The 15,461-nt window shown below is 44.1% G+C and carries 15 protein-coding genes; 6 read left to right on the top strand and 9 right to left on the bottom strand.

The genetic code is table 11. The features are described from left to right. Nucleotides 1–6: 6 nt before the first annotated feature. The 5 genes from sucA to sdhC all read right to left on the bottom strand — a co-directional run bounded on the left by sucA (nucleotide 7) and on the right by sdhC (nucleotide 6,147). The gene (sucA, locus tag QWZ07_RS17925) at nucleotides 7–2,823 is read right to left on the bottom strand and encodes a 2-oxoglutarate dehydrogenase E1 component (RefSeq protein WP_017110327.1); all 2,817 of its coding nucleotides are present in this window, start codon (nucleotides 2,821–2,823) and stop codon (nucleotides 7–9) included. Nucleotides 2,824–2,920: 97 nt separating this feature from the next. Further along, a complete protein-coding gene (locus QWZ07_RS17930) occupies nucleotides 2,921–3,634 on the bottom strand; it encodes a succinate dehydrogenase iron-sulfur subunit (protein ID WP_009847320.1) in 714 nt (237 codons plus the stop codon). Between the two features lie 12 nt (nucleotides 3,635–3,646). Next, nucleotides 3,647–5,413, bottom strand: coding sequence for a succinate dehydrogenase flavoprotein subunit (gene sdhA, locus QWZ07_RS17935; RefSeq protein ID WP_009847321.1), 1,767 nt, complete (start codon nucleotides 5,411–5,413; stop codon nucleotides 3,647–3,649). After that, a complete protein-coding gene (sdhD, locus tag QWZ07_RS17940) occupies nucleotides 5,414–5,761 on the bottom strand; it encodes a succinate dehydrogenase, hydrophobic membrane anchor protein (RefSeq protein WP_004734215.1) in 348 nt (115 codons plus the stop codon). Continuing rightward, nucleotides 5,755–6,147 carry a succinate dehydrogenase cytochrome b556 subunit gene (gene sdhC, locus QWZ07_RS17945; RefSeq protein ID WP_012604532.1) on the bottom strand — a complete coding sequence of 131 codons (393 nt, stop codon included), beginning with the start codon at nucleotides 6,145–6,147 and terminating at the stop codon, nucleotides 5,755–5,757. The genes sdhD and sdhC overlap by 7 nt, the downstream gene beginning before the upstream one ends. 414 nt (nucleotides 6,148–6,561) lie before the next feature. Between sdhC and QWZ07_RS17950 the strand changes: the two genes are divergently transcribed. Further along, nucleotides 6,562–7,851, top strand: coding sequence for a citrate synthase (locus QWZ07_RS17950; protein WP_192852206.1), 1,290 nt, complete (start codon nucleotides 6,562–6,564; stop codon nucleotides 7,849–7,851). Nucleotides 7,852–8,260: 409 nt separating this feature from the next. On the opposite strand, the gene QWZ07_RS17955 is transcribed toward QWZ07_RS17950, so the two are convergent. Further along, nucleotides 8,261–9,019, bottom strand: a complete 759-nt coding sequence (locus tag QWZ07_RS17955) for a Nif3-like dinuclear metal center hexameric protein (protein WP_076669068.1) — start codon at nucleotides 9,017–9,019, stop codon at nucleotides 8,261–8,263. Between the two features lie 90 nt (nucleotides 9,020–9,109). Between QWZ07_RS17955 and QWZ07_RS17960 the strand changes: the two genes are divergently transcribed. Next, a complete protein-coding gene (locus QWZ07_RS17960) occupies nucleotides 9,110–9,868 on the top strand; it encodes a DUF1853 family protein (RefSeq protein WP_076669070.1) in 759 nt (252 codons plus the stop codon). A gap of 123 nt (nucleotides 9,869–9,991) precedes the next feature. Here the strand turns inward: QWZ07_RS17960 and pgm are convergent, their stop codons facing one another. Then, nucleotides 9,992–11,638: a phosphoglucomutase (alpha-D-glucose-1,6-bisphosphate-dependent) gene (gene pgm, locus QWZ07_RS17965; protein WP_192852207.1), complete on the bottom strand. Its 1,647-nt coding sequence runs from the start codon at nucleotides 11,636–11,638 to the stop codon at nucleotides 9,992–9,994. Between the two features lie 93 nt (nucleotides 11,639–11,731). Next, a complete protein-coding gene (gene seqA / locus QWZ07_RS17970) occupies nucleotides 11,732–12,271 on the bottom strand; it encodes a replication initiation negative regulator SeqA (RefSeq protein ID WP_017106125.1) in 540 nt (179 codons plus the stop codon). A 93-nt stretch (nucleotides 12,272–12,364) separates the two neighbouring features. Here seqA and QWZ07_RS17975 point away from each other — a divergent pair, with 93 nt between their 5' ends. The 3 genes from QWZ07_RS17975 (at nucleotide 12,365) to fldA (ending at nucleotide 14,044) form a co-directional block, all read left to right on the top strand. Then, nucleotides 12,365–13,126 (top strand): alpha/beta fold hydrolase, encoded by a 762-nt coding sequence (locus QWZ07_RS17975; RefSeq protein WP_192852333.1) that lies wholly within the window; start codon nucleotides 12,365–12,367, stop codon nucleotides 13,124–13,126. A gap of 108 nt (nucleotides 13,127–13,234) precedes the next feature. After that, nucleotides 13,235–13,453, top strand: a complete 219-nt coding sequence (locus tag QWZ07_RS17980) for a DUF2788 domain-containing protein (RefSeq protein ID WP_017106123.1) — start codon at nucleotides 13,235–13,237, stop codon at nucleotides 13,451–13,453. Between the two features lie 57 nt (nucleotides 13,454–13,510). Beyond that, nucleotides 13,511–14,044: a flavodoxin FldA gene (gene fldA, locus QWZ07_RS17985; RefSeq protein WP_017106122.1), complete on the top strand. Its 534-nt coding sequence runs from the start codon at nucleotides 13,511–13,513 to the stop codon at nucleotides 14,042–14,044. Between the two features lie 95 nt (nucleotides 14,045–14,139). Here the strand turns inward: fldA and QWZ07_RS17990 are convergent, their stop codons facing one another. Next, a complete protein-coding gene (locus QWZ07_RS17990; protein WP_017106121.1) occupies nucleotides 14,140–14,649 on the bottom strand; it encodes a DUF4442 domain-containing protein in 510 nt (169 codons plus the stop codon). Between the two features lie 207 nt (nucleotides 14,650–14,856). Here QWZ07_RS17990 and fcrX point away from each other — a divergent pair, with 207 nt between their 5' ends. Beyond that, nucleotides 14,857–15,306 (top strand): ferric iron uptake transcriptional regulator FcrX, encoded by a 450-nt coding sequence (gene fcrX / locus QWZ07_RS17995; RefSeq protein ID WP_192852208.1) that lies wholly within the window; start codon nucleotides 14,857–14,859, stop codon nucleotides 15,304–15,306. The last annotated feature ends 155 nt before the right edge of the window (nucleotides 15,307–15,461 follow it).

Consider the following 15,461-nt stretch of genomic DNA (forward strand, 5'->3'; position numbering starts at 1 on the left):
TTACTTCTAGTTCTTAAGTAGGGTCAAAGCGTCGTCTACTAACGCTTTTTGTTGTTTCAAGTGTACCGACATATAGCCAACAGCTGGTGACGCTGATGCAGGACGACCTGCGTATTGAATATCAGCACCCACTGGGATAGCAGCTCGGAAATTATGTTGGCTACTGTACCAAGCACCTTGGTTTTGTGGCTCTTCTTGACACCAAACGTAATCGACTACATTTGTGTATTGAGCGATCGCAGCTCTCACGTCCTCGTAAGGGAACGGGTAAAGTTGCTCAATACGCACAATAGCGACATCGTCTTGCTCGTTCTTACGTCTTTGGTCAAGAAGGTCAAAGTAAACCTTACCTGAACAGAACACGACGCGTTTTACGTTCTCAGGAGCCAGATCATCAATTTCTGCGATAGCTGGTTGGAACGTACCGTCTGCAAGATCTTCAAGAGAAGACGTACACAGAGGGTGACGAAGCAATGACTTAGGTGACATTACAATCAGTGGACGACGCATTGGTCTAACGACCTGACGACGAATCATGTGGTAAACCTGTGCTGGCGTTGAAGGAACAACAACCTGCATGTTTTGTTCAGCACATAACTGAAGGTAACGCTCAAGACGAGCAGAAGAGTGCTCAGGGCCTTGACCTTCATAACCGTGAGGAAGCAACATTGTTAGGCCACATAGACGTGCCCATTTTTGCTCACCTGACGAGATAAATTGGTCAATAACAACTTGTGCACCGTTTGCGAAGTCACCAAATTGTGCTTCCCAAAGGGTTAGACCGCTTGGCTCTGCTGTTGCATAGCCGTACTCAAATGCCAACACAGCTTCTTCTGACAATACCGAGTCAAACACTTGGAATGGCCCTTGTTTGTCATGAATGTTCGCAAGAGGAACATACGTGCTTGCGTCAGTTTGGTTATGAAGTACAGAGTGACGGTGGAAGAACGTACCACGGCCAGAATCTTGGCCAGAAATACGAATACGCTTTCCGTCATCAACAAGCGTTGCATACGCCAGTGTTTCCGCCATACCCCAATCGACTTGTTTCTCGCCATTAATCATGGCAGTACGATCGTTGTACAGTTTATTTACACGGCTCTGAAGCTTGTGACTTTCAGGGTACTGACAAATTTTTGAACCCAGCTCTTTCAGACGCTCGATATCAATTTTGTTGTCCCATTCAATGTTCCAGTCATGACCTAGGTATGGAGACCAGTCGACAGAGTGCATCGCCATTGGGCGCCACTCTTTAACCACAACTTCACCGTGATCAAGAGCATCGCGGTATTCGTTAACGAGTTGGGTTGCAGTATCAATACCAAACTCTCCGCGCTCCATCAGCACATCAGCGTATAGCTTACGTGGTGTTGGGTGCTTCTTGATTTTTTGGTACATCAAAGGCTGGGTTGCATTCGGCTCATCGGCTTCATTGTGACCGTGGCGACGGTAACAAACCAAGTCGATAACAACATCACGCTTAAATGTATTACGGTAATCCAGCGCCAGACGAGCAACAAAAGCAACCGCTTCTGGATCATCTGCATTTACGTGGAAAATCGGTGCCTGAACCATCTTAGCGATGTCAGTACAGTACATTGTAGAACGAGTATCGCGAGGGTTAGAGGTTGTGAAACCAACTTGGTTATTCACAACGATACGAACCGTACCACCCACACAGAAACCACGAGCAAGTGACATGTTAAATGTCTCTTGTACAACCCCTTGGCCTGCAATTGCAGAATCGCCATGGATAGTAATTGGTAGTACTCGGCTGCCATCATTATCGTCTAAGCGATCTTGACGAGCACGAACCGAACCAATAACTACAGGGTTTACGATTTCTAGGTGTGAAGGGTTAAATGCCAATACTAAGTGAACATTCCCACGTGGCGTTGCGAAGTCAGCAGAGAAACCTTGGTGGTATTTCACATCACCGGTTCCCCATGTGTCGTCGTGCTTACCCGCAAATTCGTCAAATAGGTCTTGTGGCTTTTTACCAAGCACGTTGACCAACATATTTAGACGACCACGGTGAGCCATACCAACAACAACTTCACGCATGCCTTGACCACCAGCATGACGAATAATTTCCTTCGTCATTGGGATCAACGCATCACCACCTTCCAATGAGAAGCGTTTTGCGCCAGGGAATTTAGCACCAAGATAGCGCTCAAGACCTTCAGCAGCAGTTAGCTCTTCTAGGAAAGCTTGCTTTTCTTCTTTATCGAAAGAGGGTTGACCAGAAACAGACTCTAAACGTTGTTGAATCCAACGCTTTTGCTCTGTGTTAGTCATGTGCATGTATTCAGCACCAATCGAACCACAATAAGTTTGCTTTAGAGATTTGTACAAATCTCGAAGCACCATCGTCTCTTGGCCAATAGCGTAAGAGCCGACGTTAAATGTCTCATTGAGGTCATCTTCGGTAAGAGTGTGGAAAGAAGGGTCCAGTTCAGCGACTGTATCTCTTTTCCATAAACCTAGGGGGTCTAGGTTTGCTGCTTGATGCCCTCGGAATCGATAGGCATTAATCAGTTGCAGAACCTTTACTTGTTTCGCATCGACATCAGGATCACTAACTTGGACACTGTAATGCTTTGTTTCTTGAGCGAGTCGACGGAAGTATTCACGAACGCGAGAGTGTGGTTGTTCCACCGTTTCTGAAGCTTGCACAGGCAATTCTTCAAATACGCTTCTCCATTCGTCACTTACCGAGTCGGGGTCACTTAGATACAGTTCGTAGAGTTCTTCTACGTACGTTGCATTGGCGCCAGCCAAGTGTGAAGACTCGAGCCATGCCTTCATCACGCCGTTGTGCATATTTTCCCTTAACCAGTAGTTTTCACGTTTGCTGCGGTCTATGCCGAGCTATTAAAAGGCCGCCCCAAAACTTCTAGGGCGGCAATTTTTATATAACTTAAACCGAACGATTCACTAGCATGGTCTTAATGTGACCAATCGCTTTCGTCGGATTTAATCCCTTAGGACAAACACTTACACAATTCATGATGCCATGGCAACGAAAAACGCTAAATGCATCATCAAGATCGGACAGACGTTCGTCTGTCGCCGTATCTCGGCTATCTATTAGCCAACGGTATGCTGCAAGTAGGCCAGCTGGTCCGATGAACTTATCTGGATTCCACCAGAATGATGGGCATGAAGTCGTACAACATGCACACATAATACATTCATACAAACCATCTAAATGAGCACGCTCATCAGGGCTTTGTAGGTTTTCACGAGCCGGTGGCACATTGCCATCAGACACTAAGAACGGCTTAACTTTTTCGTAGTTATCGTAGAACTGAGTCATGTCTACGATTAAATCACGCACAACAGGCAAACCTGGAAGTGGGCGAATTACGATTTTATCTTGGCCAGAAAGTGCAGACAGTGGCGTAATACACGCCAATCCGTTTTTACCATTCATGTTCAAACCATCAGAACCACATACACCTTCACGGCATGAGCGACGGAATGAAATCGTTGGATCTTGCTCTTTCAAAAGAATAAGCGCGTCCAAAAGCATCATGTCAGAACCTTCTTCCACCTCTAGGGTGTACTCTTTCATGTAAGGCTTCTGGTCCACATCTGGGTTGTAACGGTATAAAGAGAAATTCAGTTTCATGGTCATATCTCCTTAGTACGTACGTGCTTTCGGCGGGAATGCTTCACGATGGATAGGTTCCATGTTCACGCCACGCTTAGTCATACTTTCTGATTCAGGGTTGTAAAGTGAGTGGCATAGCCATTGCTCATCATCACGATCTGGGAAGTCAAAACGAGCATGCGCTCCACGACTCTCTGTACGGAAGTTTGCTGCAACCGCGGTTGCAAATGCCGTTTCCATCAAGTTTTCAAGCTCTAAACACTCAATACGTTGCGTGTTGAACTCAGTCGACTTGTCTGAAAGGTGTGCATTTTTAAGGCGCTCACGAATCACTTTAAGCTCTTCTAAGCCATCAGCCATCGCTTTACCTTCACGGAATACAGAGAAGTTGTTCTGCATACATTGCTGAAGATCTTTACGAATTACCGCAGGGTCTTCACCGTCAGTACTGTTTTCCCAACGATTGTAGCGCTCAAGTGAACGTTCAATGTCGGCTTCAGTTGCAGGTTTTGCTTCAGCTTGCTTGTTCAAAGTCTCACCAAGGTGAAGACCTGTCGCACGACCGAATACAACCAAATCAAGTAGCGAGTTGCCACCTAGACGGTTTGCACCGTGTACGGATACTGAAGCGATTTCGCCACAAGCGAATAGACCTTGAATTTCAACGTCTGTACCGTCTTCAGTTTGTTTGATTGCTTGACCAGAAACCTGTGTTGGAACACCACCCATCATGTAGTGACACGTTGGGATTACAGGAATTGGTTCTTTAACAGGATCAACATGAGCGAACGTACGAGAAAGCTCACATACACCCGGTAGACGAGATTCAAGCGTCTCTTTGCCTAGGTGATCAAGTTTCAGCTTGATGTGTGGACCCCATGGACCATCACAACCACGACCTTCACGAATCTCAACCATCATCGAACGAGCTACAACATCACGACCTGCTAAATCTTTAGCATTCGGAGCATAACGTTCCATGAAGCGCTCGCCGTCTTTATTGAGAAGGTAACCACCTTCACCACGACAACCTTCTGTTACCAAAACACCTGCGCCAGCGATACCCGTTGGGTGGAACTGCCACATTTCGATGTCTTGCATTGGAACGCCTGCACGAATCGCCATACCAACACCGTCACCAGTGTTAATGTGAGCATTGGTTGTTGATGCGTAAATACGACCAGCACCACCAGTAGCAAGGATTGTTGCCTTCGCTTTGAAGTAGCAAACCTCACCCGTTTCCATACAAAGCGCGGTAGTACCTAAGATTGCACCATCTTCGTTTTTAACAAGATCCAGTGCATACCACTCAGAGAAAACCGTCGTTTTGTGTTTAATGTTTTGTTGGTAAAGCGTGTGTAGCAGTGCGTGACCAGTACGGTCGGCTGCAGCTGCGGTACGAGCCGCTTGCTCACCACCAAAATTCTTAGATTGGCCACCAAACGGACGTTGGTAAATACTGCCGTTATCAAAACGAGAAAATGGAAGACCCATTTTTTCTAATTCGATAACCGACTCAGGGCCATTTTTACACATGTATTCGATAGCATCTTGGTCGCCGATGTAATCGGAACCTTTAACCGTATCGTACATGTGTTGTTCCCAGTGATCTTCATGCGCATTACCAAGAGCAACGGTGATACCACCTTGCGCAGATACAGTATGAGAACGAGTTGGGAAAACTTTAGAAAGCAACGCACAAGATAGGCCTTGCTCAGAAATTTGTAGCGCGGCGCGCATACCAGCACCACCAGCGCCAATTACTACAGCATCAAACTCACGAACAGGAATAGTCACTTACGCACCCCACAAAATAAACAGACCAGAGAAGAAATATCCTAGAAGAACCGCAACAACACCGACTTGAAGACCAACGCGCAATTTTGCACATTTGATGTAGTCAGTTAGTACTTGCCACAAACCGATCCACGCGTGAACCAAAATTGAAGTAAGTGCTAACATGGTGAAGACTTTAGTGAAGGTACCACCAAAGAATTGCGTCCAAGATGCGTAAGAAATATCACCTGAGAAAGCACAGAAGCTCACTAGGTAGATAGTGTAAAGCGTCATAATGATGGCTGTTGCACGAATCAATAGATAATCATGCACACCATTACGACCAAAAGTAGAAACGTTGTTTACCATACTAAGATCCCCGCTAGTAGAGACAATACCGCTGTTGCTGCGAATGCAACCTTCGCGCTCTTAGCGCCAGATTCCAGCTCTTCAAAGTGACCAAGGTCCATAAGAAGGTGACGAATACCACCAGCAATGTGGTAAGCCAAAGCGGTTAAAATGCCCCACAGAATAAACTTCACGAAGAAACCGTCGACAATGTCGCTAGCTTCCATAAAGCCTACAGGGGAAGAGAGGGAAATGGATAGTAACCAAAGCAGAATTCCGATCGCAACAAAAGTAATCACCCCAGACACACGGTGTAGGATGGAAGCTATTGCTGTGATGGGAAAGTGGATGGTCTGTAAATCTAAATTAACAGGTCTTGTCTTTCTTTCTTTCACGGGCTCGCTCACTCAGCTCCATTGAGCATGATGGTCATTAAATAACCTTATGTATTGTTATGGACAAAATTTGATTGCAAACCCTCAAAATTTAACATTAACTTAACAAATAACGTAAGTTGAGCCTTAGATAATTGTAAAATAATTGTTAATCGCTAGGTTTCTGAAGACACCTCACATTTCTTCTTAGCCTTGCATTTATAAGGTTTTAACCAAACTTTTCAGCGCCACTATACGGCTGGCAACATTCTAATACAATTGATGCAACAAATAATGCTACACAGAACAGATTTTTAACGAATTTAATGTAAAAAACACTAACAAGTGCACACAAAGCTTCAGAAAAATTGACTTTCCCACGTAAGACCAGTAAAAAAATGGCACATAAACATCCTGGACGGATTAATAATAACAAAGGAGATTGTTATGGCGGATAAGAAAGCTACCCTTCATATTGAAGGTCAAGCACCGATCGAATTGCCGATTACAGAAGGCGTACTTGGTACACCAGTGATCGACGTTCGTACACTAGGTTCTAATGGTTTTTTCACTTTTGATCCTGGTTTTCTTGCCACTGCATCTTGTGAATCGCAAATAACTTATATTGACGGTGGAAAAGGTATTCTTCTACACCGTGGTTATCCAATTGATCAACTGGCCAATAACGCTGATTACTTAGAAGTTTGTTACATTCTTTTATACGGCGAAGCTCCTTCTCGAGCTCAATACGAAGAGTTCAAGACGACAGTCACGCGTCACACCATGGTTCATGAGCAAATTGCTAGTTTCTTCAACGGCTTCCGTCGTGATGCTCACCCAATGGCTGTTATGTGTGGTGTGGTAGGTGCGCTTGCTGCGTTCTATCATGATTCATTAGATGTTAATAACGACACACACCGTGAAATTGCGGCATACCGCCTAATTTCAAAAATGCCAACACTGGCTGCAATGTGTTACAAATATTCAATCGGTCAACCGTTTATCTACCCGCGCAATGACCTAGGCTACGCAGAAAACTTCCTACACATGATGTATGCAAACCCATGTGAAGAATATGAAGTAAACCCTGTTGTTGCTCGCGCAATGGACAAGATCTTTACACTACATGCTGATCACGAACAAAACGCTTCAACGTCAACGGTTCGTTTAGCAGGTTCTTCGGGTGCAAACCCATTTGCTTGTATTGCTGCTGGTATCGCTTCTTTGTGGGGCCCTGCTCACGGTGGTGCTAACGAAGCTTGTCTAATGATGCTTGAAGAGATCGGTAGCGTAGACAACATTGAAGAATATGTAGCAAAAGCAAAAGACAAAGATGACCCATTCCGCCTAATGGGCTTTGGTCACCGTGTCTACAAGAACTACGATCCACGTGCAACGGTAATGCGTGAAGCGTGTCACGAAGTACTTAAAGAGCTGAACATTCAAGATCCACTACTTGATGTAGCAATGGAACTTGAGCGCATCGCTCTTTCTGATGAGTACTTTGTATCGAAGAAGCTATACCCGAACGTAGATTTCTACTCAGGTATCATTCTGAAAGCGATCGGCATTCCTGTATCAATGTTCACAGTAATCTTCGCGATGTCTCGTACTATCGGTTGGATTGCACACTGGAACGAAATGCACAGCGATCCGACGAACCGTATCGGTCGTCCTCGTCAGTTGTACACTGGTGAAGAACAGCGTGATTTCCAAGCTCTACACGAGCGCGAATAGTAAAGTTTCGACTTTTCTAATCGATTGAAATCAAAAAGGGTTGATGTATTAACATCAACCCTTTTCTTTTCTGCGAGATGCGAGATGCGAGATGCGAGATGCGAGATGCGAGATGCGAGATGCGAGATGCGAGATATTTTGAATTTCTATGACACCTTGTCAACGCTACAATCAAAGAGATTTCCAACCGCTTCTTTCGTCAGTCTAGGGAATGACGACTTCGAATATAATCCTTTAGAGTTCTGACGGGGTCGTCTCATCGACGGGTACAAATTTATAGTGACTCGTCATCCTTAAGAACGGGAAACAAGTGAGTTGGGGAACTCATTTAGTTTATAGAGAACCTTGAGAGATTCCCTACTCCTTCCTTCGTCAACTCGACTCGTATCCTACATCCCATATTTTCTTTTTATACCGGGTTGTCGATATCAATAAACTCAACATCTAAGCCATGCTCTTTCGCTAACCACTCACCTAATGCTTTCACACCATAACGTTCTGTTGCATGGTGGCCTGCTGCAAAATAATGAATATCTTGCTCACGCGCCGAGTACGTAGTTCGCTCTGAGATCTCACCAGAGATAAACGCATCAATGCCTTGAGAAGCCGCTAACTCAATGTAGTCTTGACCACCACCGGTACACCAACCGACAGTAGTAATCATTTTGTCTTGGTTCTCTGGAGCAATGTGTAATGGCTTGCGGTTCAAAGCTTGGTCAATCTTTTCTGCGAACTCTGCACCTGTCATTGGCGCACTCAACTTGCCAAACATCGCAACCGATTGTGGGTGCCCTTCCAAGCCGCCTTCGACTTCGATATCAAGCAACTCAGCCAGTTTCGCGTTGTTGCCTAACTCAGGGTGAATATCAAGAGGCAAGTGGTAACCCAAAAGGTTGATGTCGTTTTTAATCAAGGTACGAATACGCTTGCCCTTCATGCCGCGAATCGCTTCTGACTCGCCTTTCCAGAAAAAACCGTGGTGAACCAACAAAGCATCGGCATTCAATTCTACCGCTTTATCAATCAGCGCTTGGGAGGCCGTGACACCAGTAATGATACGCTTTACTTCTGACGCACCTTCAACCTGTAAACCATTCGGGCAGTAATCTTTAATCTGCTGTGGCTGCAGTTTTTCATTAAGTAGCTTTTCTAATTGTAAGTTATTCATTTTTCTTTCCAGCTTACCTTTATAATAACGTCGTTATATCAATTTACGGGTAGAATGTCGAAAGCCCTAAGATGAGTTTATGAGGAACAGATGACAGCACTGCAACGTTTTTACCAATGGGTTATCGACTCTCCACCGTTACTGGAAATCAAACCACCCGTTTCTGATCTCAGAGCCTTCTCAAGCCCTCATACCATAGATTTATCACATACATACAATGGTAATCCTAGGTTAGGTTTCCTCTACCAGCACCTGTGTGAGCAAGTCATCGGTGCTTCGGATAATTATGCAATCAAGTACGATGAGATTCAGATTAATGTTGAAGGTAGAACACTAGGTGCTATCGACTTTATTCTCGAAGAAGAGAGCAGCCAAAAGCTGCAACATTGGGAAGTGGCGATTAAGTTTTACCTACTCCATGAACAGACATGGTTTGGTCCTAACTCTCACGACCAATTAGATAAGAAGCTCGATCGTATGTTGAGCCACCAGCTGGGTATGTCGTCTTCAACGGCCTTTGTTGAGCAATATCCAGAGATTGATGTCGACTCAAAACATCTCCTCATGCAGGGGCGTCTATATACCAACCCCTTCTTAGATCAAAAAGTACCTACTGAATGTTTGGGCTACGACATTAATTCAAGCCAAGTAAACGGTTTTTGGTGCTATCAAAACCAAGCTCATTTAATTACGGAAGTGCTCTACCCTCTCACCAAAGAGCAATGGGCAGCGGGCACTGATGATTTCACCTGCGAGCCTATCACCGAGTTTGGTGATCGCTTCGTTCATGGGCAAACCAAATCAGGGCAGTTTTGGTTTGTGATGCCACAAAGTTGGCCACACGGATAATCTATTCAGTTATTCAACCACTTAGTCCTAGCCGCTTTATCCACAAACTGATAAAAAAAGGGCTGATGCTTTCACATCAACCCTTTCACTATTTACCTTGTGACTCTACTAATCTGTATTCGATTATAGGCCAGCGGCTGCAAATACTTGATTAACAATCTCTTGAGCTTCTGCTTCGATTGCTTTTAGGTGCTCTTCACCTTTAAAGCTTTCACAGTAGATCTTGTAGATGTCTTCAGTACCTGATGGACGAGCGGCAAACCAACCGTTCTCAGTTGTCACTTTTAGGCCGCCAATCGCAGCGCCATTACCTGGAGCATGCGTTAGGCGTGCAGTAATTGCATCACCTGCAAGCGTCTCAGCTGAGACCATCTCTGGAGATAGCTTCTTAAGCACGTCTTTTTGTGCACCGTTAGCTACTGCTTGAATACGGTTGTACTTAGATTCACCATGTTTAGCGGCAAGTTCTTCGTAGTATTCTTGTGGGTTCTTACCCGTTACTGCTGTGATTTCAGCCGCAAGTAAGCAAAGAATCAGGCCATCTTTATCTGTTGACCAAGGCGTACCGTCTTTACGTAAGAAAGATGCACCCGCACTCTCTTCACCACCGAAACCAAACTGACCGTTATAAAGGCCATCAACGAACCATTTGAAACCAACTGGCACTTCGCAAAGCTCGCGACCTAAGTCAGCAACAACGCGGTCAATCAATGCACTTGATACCAGTGTTTTACCAACAGCAACGTCTTTACCCCAACCTTCACGGTTGCGGTATAGGTAATCAATACACACTGCTAGGAAGTGGTTTGGATTCATTAAGCCTTTTGGCGTAACAATACCGTGGCGATCGTAGTCAGGGTCGTTACCAAACGCTAGTTGATAGTCGTCTTTAAGAGCCAGTAAACCTGCCATCGCGTATGGAGAAGAGCAGTCCATACGAACCACACCGTCTTTGTCTAGAGACATAAACTGGAACGAAGGATCAACCGCTTCACTAACAAGAGTAAGGTCTAGGTTGTACGCTTTACCAATTTGACGCCAGTAATCAATACCGCTGCCCCCCAGTGGATCAACACCAATTTTGATGTTTGCTTTCTGGATCGCTTCCATATCAACCACATTAACCAAGTCAGCAACGTATGGTGCAACCAGATCCACTTCTTTCACTAACTCTGACGATTTAGCCTGTGCGATAGGAGTGCGCTTAACGCCTTGCATTTGCTCAGCAATGATCACGTTCGCACGGTCTTCAATTGCTTGAGTCAATTCAGCTTCAGCTGGACCACCGTGAGTCGGGTTGTATTTAATACCGCCATCTTGTGGTGGGTTATGCGAAGGCGTGATAACGATGCCGTCCGCTTTTTTATCATTCGCTAGGTTGTGCGTAAGAATCGCATGCGAGATGCCTGGTGTTGGAGTAAAGCCATTTTTTTCTTGAATAATAACTTCAACGCCGTTGGCTACAAGCGCTTCGATAACAGTAGAAAACGCAGGCTCAGAGAGAGCGTGAGTATCTTTACCTAAGAAAAGTGGACCTGTTGTACCTTGCTCAGCACGAACCTCAGCAACAGCTTGTGCGATCGCGAGAATGTGGTTTTCGTTAAATGTTGATTTGTCTGCTGTACCGCGATGACCTGAAGTACCGAACAGTACTTTGTGATCTGGGTTAGTCGCATCCGGCTGCTGTAAGAAATAGTTAGCCACTAAAGCCGGAATATTATGAAGATCTTCCTGCTGAGCTTTCTGCCCGGCACGAGGGTGCATAGCCATTTTTCGACATCCTTATATATAAAATTTAAAAACAAAAAAAACCTCATAATATCTTCTTATCCATGGATATTATGAGGTTTAAATCAGATTTCGTTAAATTGAACCTGTTACTTTTTCTATCAATTCTGCTTGGAAATTCATGCGGCTCATAAGCTGCTCAACCATCTGTCTTTTACGGCTTGTATTATTATTAGTAATAACCCAAAAAGGACTTTGTGGAATGGCTTTAGGCTTAGTGGTGTTGCCGTTTGCTAATAATGTTGCTTCATTATCGGCAAAGTAAACACGCTTGCGGCCTTTTACTTGAGTTGCTTCAGAAAAGCTTTCAGCGTCAATTTTATGCAGTGTCGATAACACTAGCATGAAACGATCAATGGCTTTCTTTAATGATGCAAACTCATCTGATATTAGTAGTGAGCGCATTTCTTTAACGCCATCGAACTTCTCTGGAGTAAAGCCTACCTCTTTGCTAACAACGATACCTTTTGGCTCAACGCTCTCTTTGAACGGAACCATGCCTGGGCGATCTACTTGTAACAAGCGGCGCAGAATATCTGAAGCGCTTTCGCCAATACGTTCTGTCTGACCCGCGATATAACGGTATAGGTCTTCATCAACCTCAATTGTTTTCATTCGCTTTTCACAATCTCAATGTTTAAACTCAGGGGGATTATAGCGAGATCCGCGCGGATACTCTACGTCAAACCCACCATGAATAAGATAAAAATGTCAGTACAGCTCAACTATAAATTAGAAGGTGCGGGTCACACCATTGTTTTGATCCATGGATTATTTGGTAATCTGGACAACCTTGGCTTGCTGGCTAGGGATCTAAAGACCGATCATCAAGTGCTCAGCATTGATCTGCGTAACCACGGTCAGTCCTTCCATAGCGATACTCACAACTATCAAGCAATGGCACAAGACGTTGCTCAGCTGTTGAATGATCTTGAACTAAAAGATGTCAATGTAATTGGTCACTCTATGGGTGGAAAAGTCGCAATGGCGCTTACCCAGCATCTTGAATTAAATAAGCTGGTTGTGTTGGATATGGCACCGGTCGCTTACACTCAAAGTCGTCACGACAACGTATTCGCAGGTCTACAAGCGGTAATAGAAGAACGACCAACGTCACGCTCAGACGCACTAAAGGTTCTCGCAAAACACATCGAGATAGATGGGGTTCGCCAGTTCCTAACCAAATCTTTGTTCAAATCAGAACAAGGCATCATGGAATGGCGCTTCAACGTTGCGTCACTGCTCGCCAATTATTCGCAGATCATTGGTTGGGAACCGATTGATAAAACCTCGGTCAAAACCTTGCTTATAAAAGGTGGGGATTCTGATTACCTCACGGCTGAACACCAAACCGCCGTTCAACAGCAGTTTTCCAACGCAAAGGCACATGTTATCGCCAATACTGGACACTGGTTACATGCTGAAAAACCAGCTGAAGTGCTCCGTGCAATCAGAAAATTCATCGCTTAAATATGTTGATTCGTCGATATAAATGAGAGCTGTGTAATCACAGCAGATTAACTTTATCTCACAAGAGTGATATAGTGCGCCCAAGCAAATTTGGTATATAAGGTTCCCATGCTTTACGACTACATGAACATCATTGAATCTGTTGGTTTAGATCTTCTGTTTGCCGCGATTTTCTTTCTAATCGGAATGGCAATTAAAGACGTTCTAAAGGAAGGAAATGTTCCTGCATTTGGTCGTCGCATCGTATGGTTAGTACTTTTCCTTGGCTGCGCAGGTTTTATCGCAAAAGGGATAATCCAATTAAGCTGGGAAGGAACTGGAATCTAACGATTTCCTCCGAACTTTATTACACCGACAACAGACAAAATGAAAGGTAATGATTCTATGGCAAGTGTAGGTCTCTTCTTTGGTAGCGATACAGGTAACACTGAAGCTGTTGCTAAGATGATTCAAAAGCAATTGGGCAAACAGCTCGTTCAAGTTCAAGACATTGCAAAAAGCAGCAAAGAAGATATCGATAACTTCGATCTACTGCTGCTTGGTATCCCTACGTGGTACTACGGCGAAGCACAATGTGATTGGGATGACTTTTTCCCTGAGCTAGAAGCTATTGATTTCTCAACGAAGCTTGTTGCTATCTTTGGTTGTGGCGACCAAGAAGATTACGCAGAATACTTCTGTGATGCTATGGGTACTATCCGTGACATCGTTGAAGCGAAAGGCGGTACTATCCTAGGTTACACATCAACTGAAAGCTACGAATTCGAAGCATCGAAAGGTTTAGTTGAAGGCGATGACAGCCAATTTGTTGGTCTGTGTATTGACGAAGATCGTCAACCAGAACTAACTGACGAGCGCGTAACTAACTGGGTTAAACAAATCCACGAAGAGATGTGCCTAGCAGAGCTAGAAGACTAATTCTCTCGTCGTTGTTAATTGTTACAATTAATAACAACAGTATAGATACGAAAAAACCTCCATCTTGGAGGTTTTTTGCTATTTAGGCTTACAGGTTAACATTCCGCTTCGAGAGCTTCTTCGTCATCTTCTCTAAATTGAGGCTTCTTTCTCACATATAGGGTTCGTTGTATTTCTGATACCACATTCCCCTTGTTATCTTTTACGTAGATAATAAACTCAGGAAAGCACTTCTCCCCTAACTGAGTTTGACGGTAGATATCATCAAGTTGCCCTTGGCTTATCTCGAAATCAGCATACAAGTCAGATTGCCCTGGCTTGATAAAGTTGATGCTTGCTTCTTTATCCCAAACATAATATCTCTCTCCTAAAATACCCATTAACATCAAAGAGTAAACAGGATCGGTTAGGGAAAATATACTGCCGCCATATTGAGTACGATTGGCATTTTTATTCCACCAACGTAGCTTAAGCACTGTCTTTACTACCCTAAAATCAGCACTGATATGGGCTATCTTAATACCAGCCCCCCAGAAAGGAGGCCAAATGTTGAGAGCGAATTTTACGATGTTTGGTTTATATATTCTTGCAAGTTGCTTATTCATAACAACATTCCGTGTTCATATTAGAATTACCGCCACCTTGACTGGTCGTACCTCCACTATAAGTGAGATACTTCCAATTTACAAAACAGATTGTGATGTCAGTGAGTAACCCTTTGAAGTTCGTGGTTTATTGTTATGCCTGACTAAACTATAATGGTATTAATATTGAATTCTGTTAATTGCTGCAGATCATCAACAGGAAAGTATATGTCAGACAATAATCAAGCGCTAAAAGATGCTGGTCTTAAAGTGACCCTCCCACGGCTCAAAATTTTAGAAGTATTACAACAACCAGACTGCCAACATATTAGTGCTGAAGATTTATATAAAAAGCTGATCGACTTAGGTGAAGAGATCGGTCTTGCGACCGTTTATCGCGTACTGAACCAATTCGATGATGCTGGCATTGTAACTCGCCACCACTTTGAAGGTGGTAAGTCTGTATTTGAACTTTCAACACAGCATCACCACGATCACCTAGTATGTTTAGACTGCGGTGAAGTTATCGAATTCTCTGATGATCTTATCGAAGAAAGACAAAAAGAAATCGCTCAACGCTACAACGTACAGTTAACTAACCATAGTTTATACCTGTATGGTAAAAGCATCACTGGGGATTGCAAAGGCAACCCAGAAGCACACAAAGCGAAGAAATAACTCAGAACGCTGGCTTAGGCCGGCGTTTTTTATTTAGGCTCATGCCGTATTAAGTTTCACATCAGCTTGACCCATAATTTGTTATTTTATCCAGATACAAAAAAACCGGCTCTAGGCCGGTTTTTTATTAAGTATATCTTGAGAAGCTAAGCTTT

It is taken from the genome of Vibrio lentus, assembly GCF_030409755.1.
Taxonomy (GTDB): Bacteria; Pseudomonadota; Gammaproteobacteria; order Enterobacterales; family Vibrionaceae; genus Vibrio; species Vibrio lentus.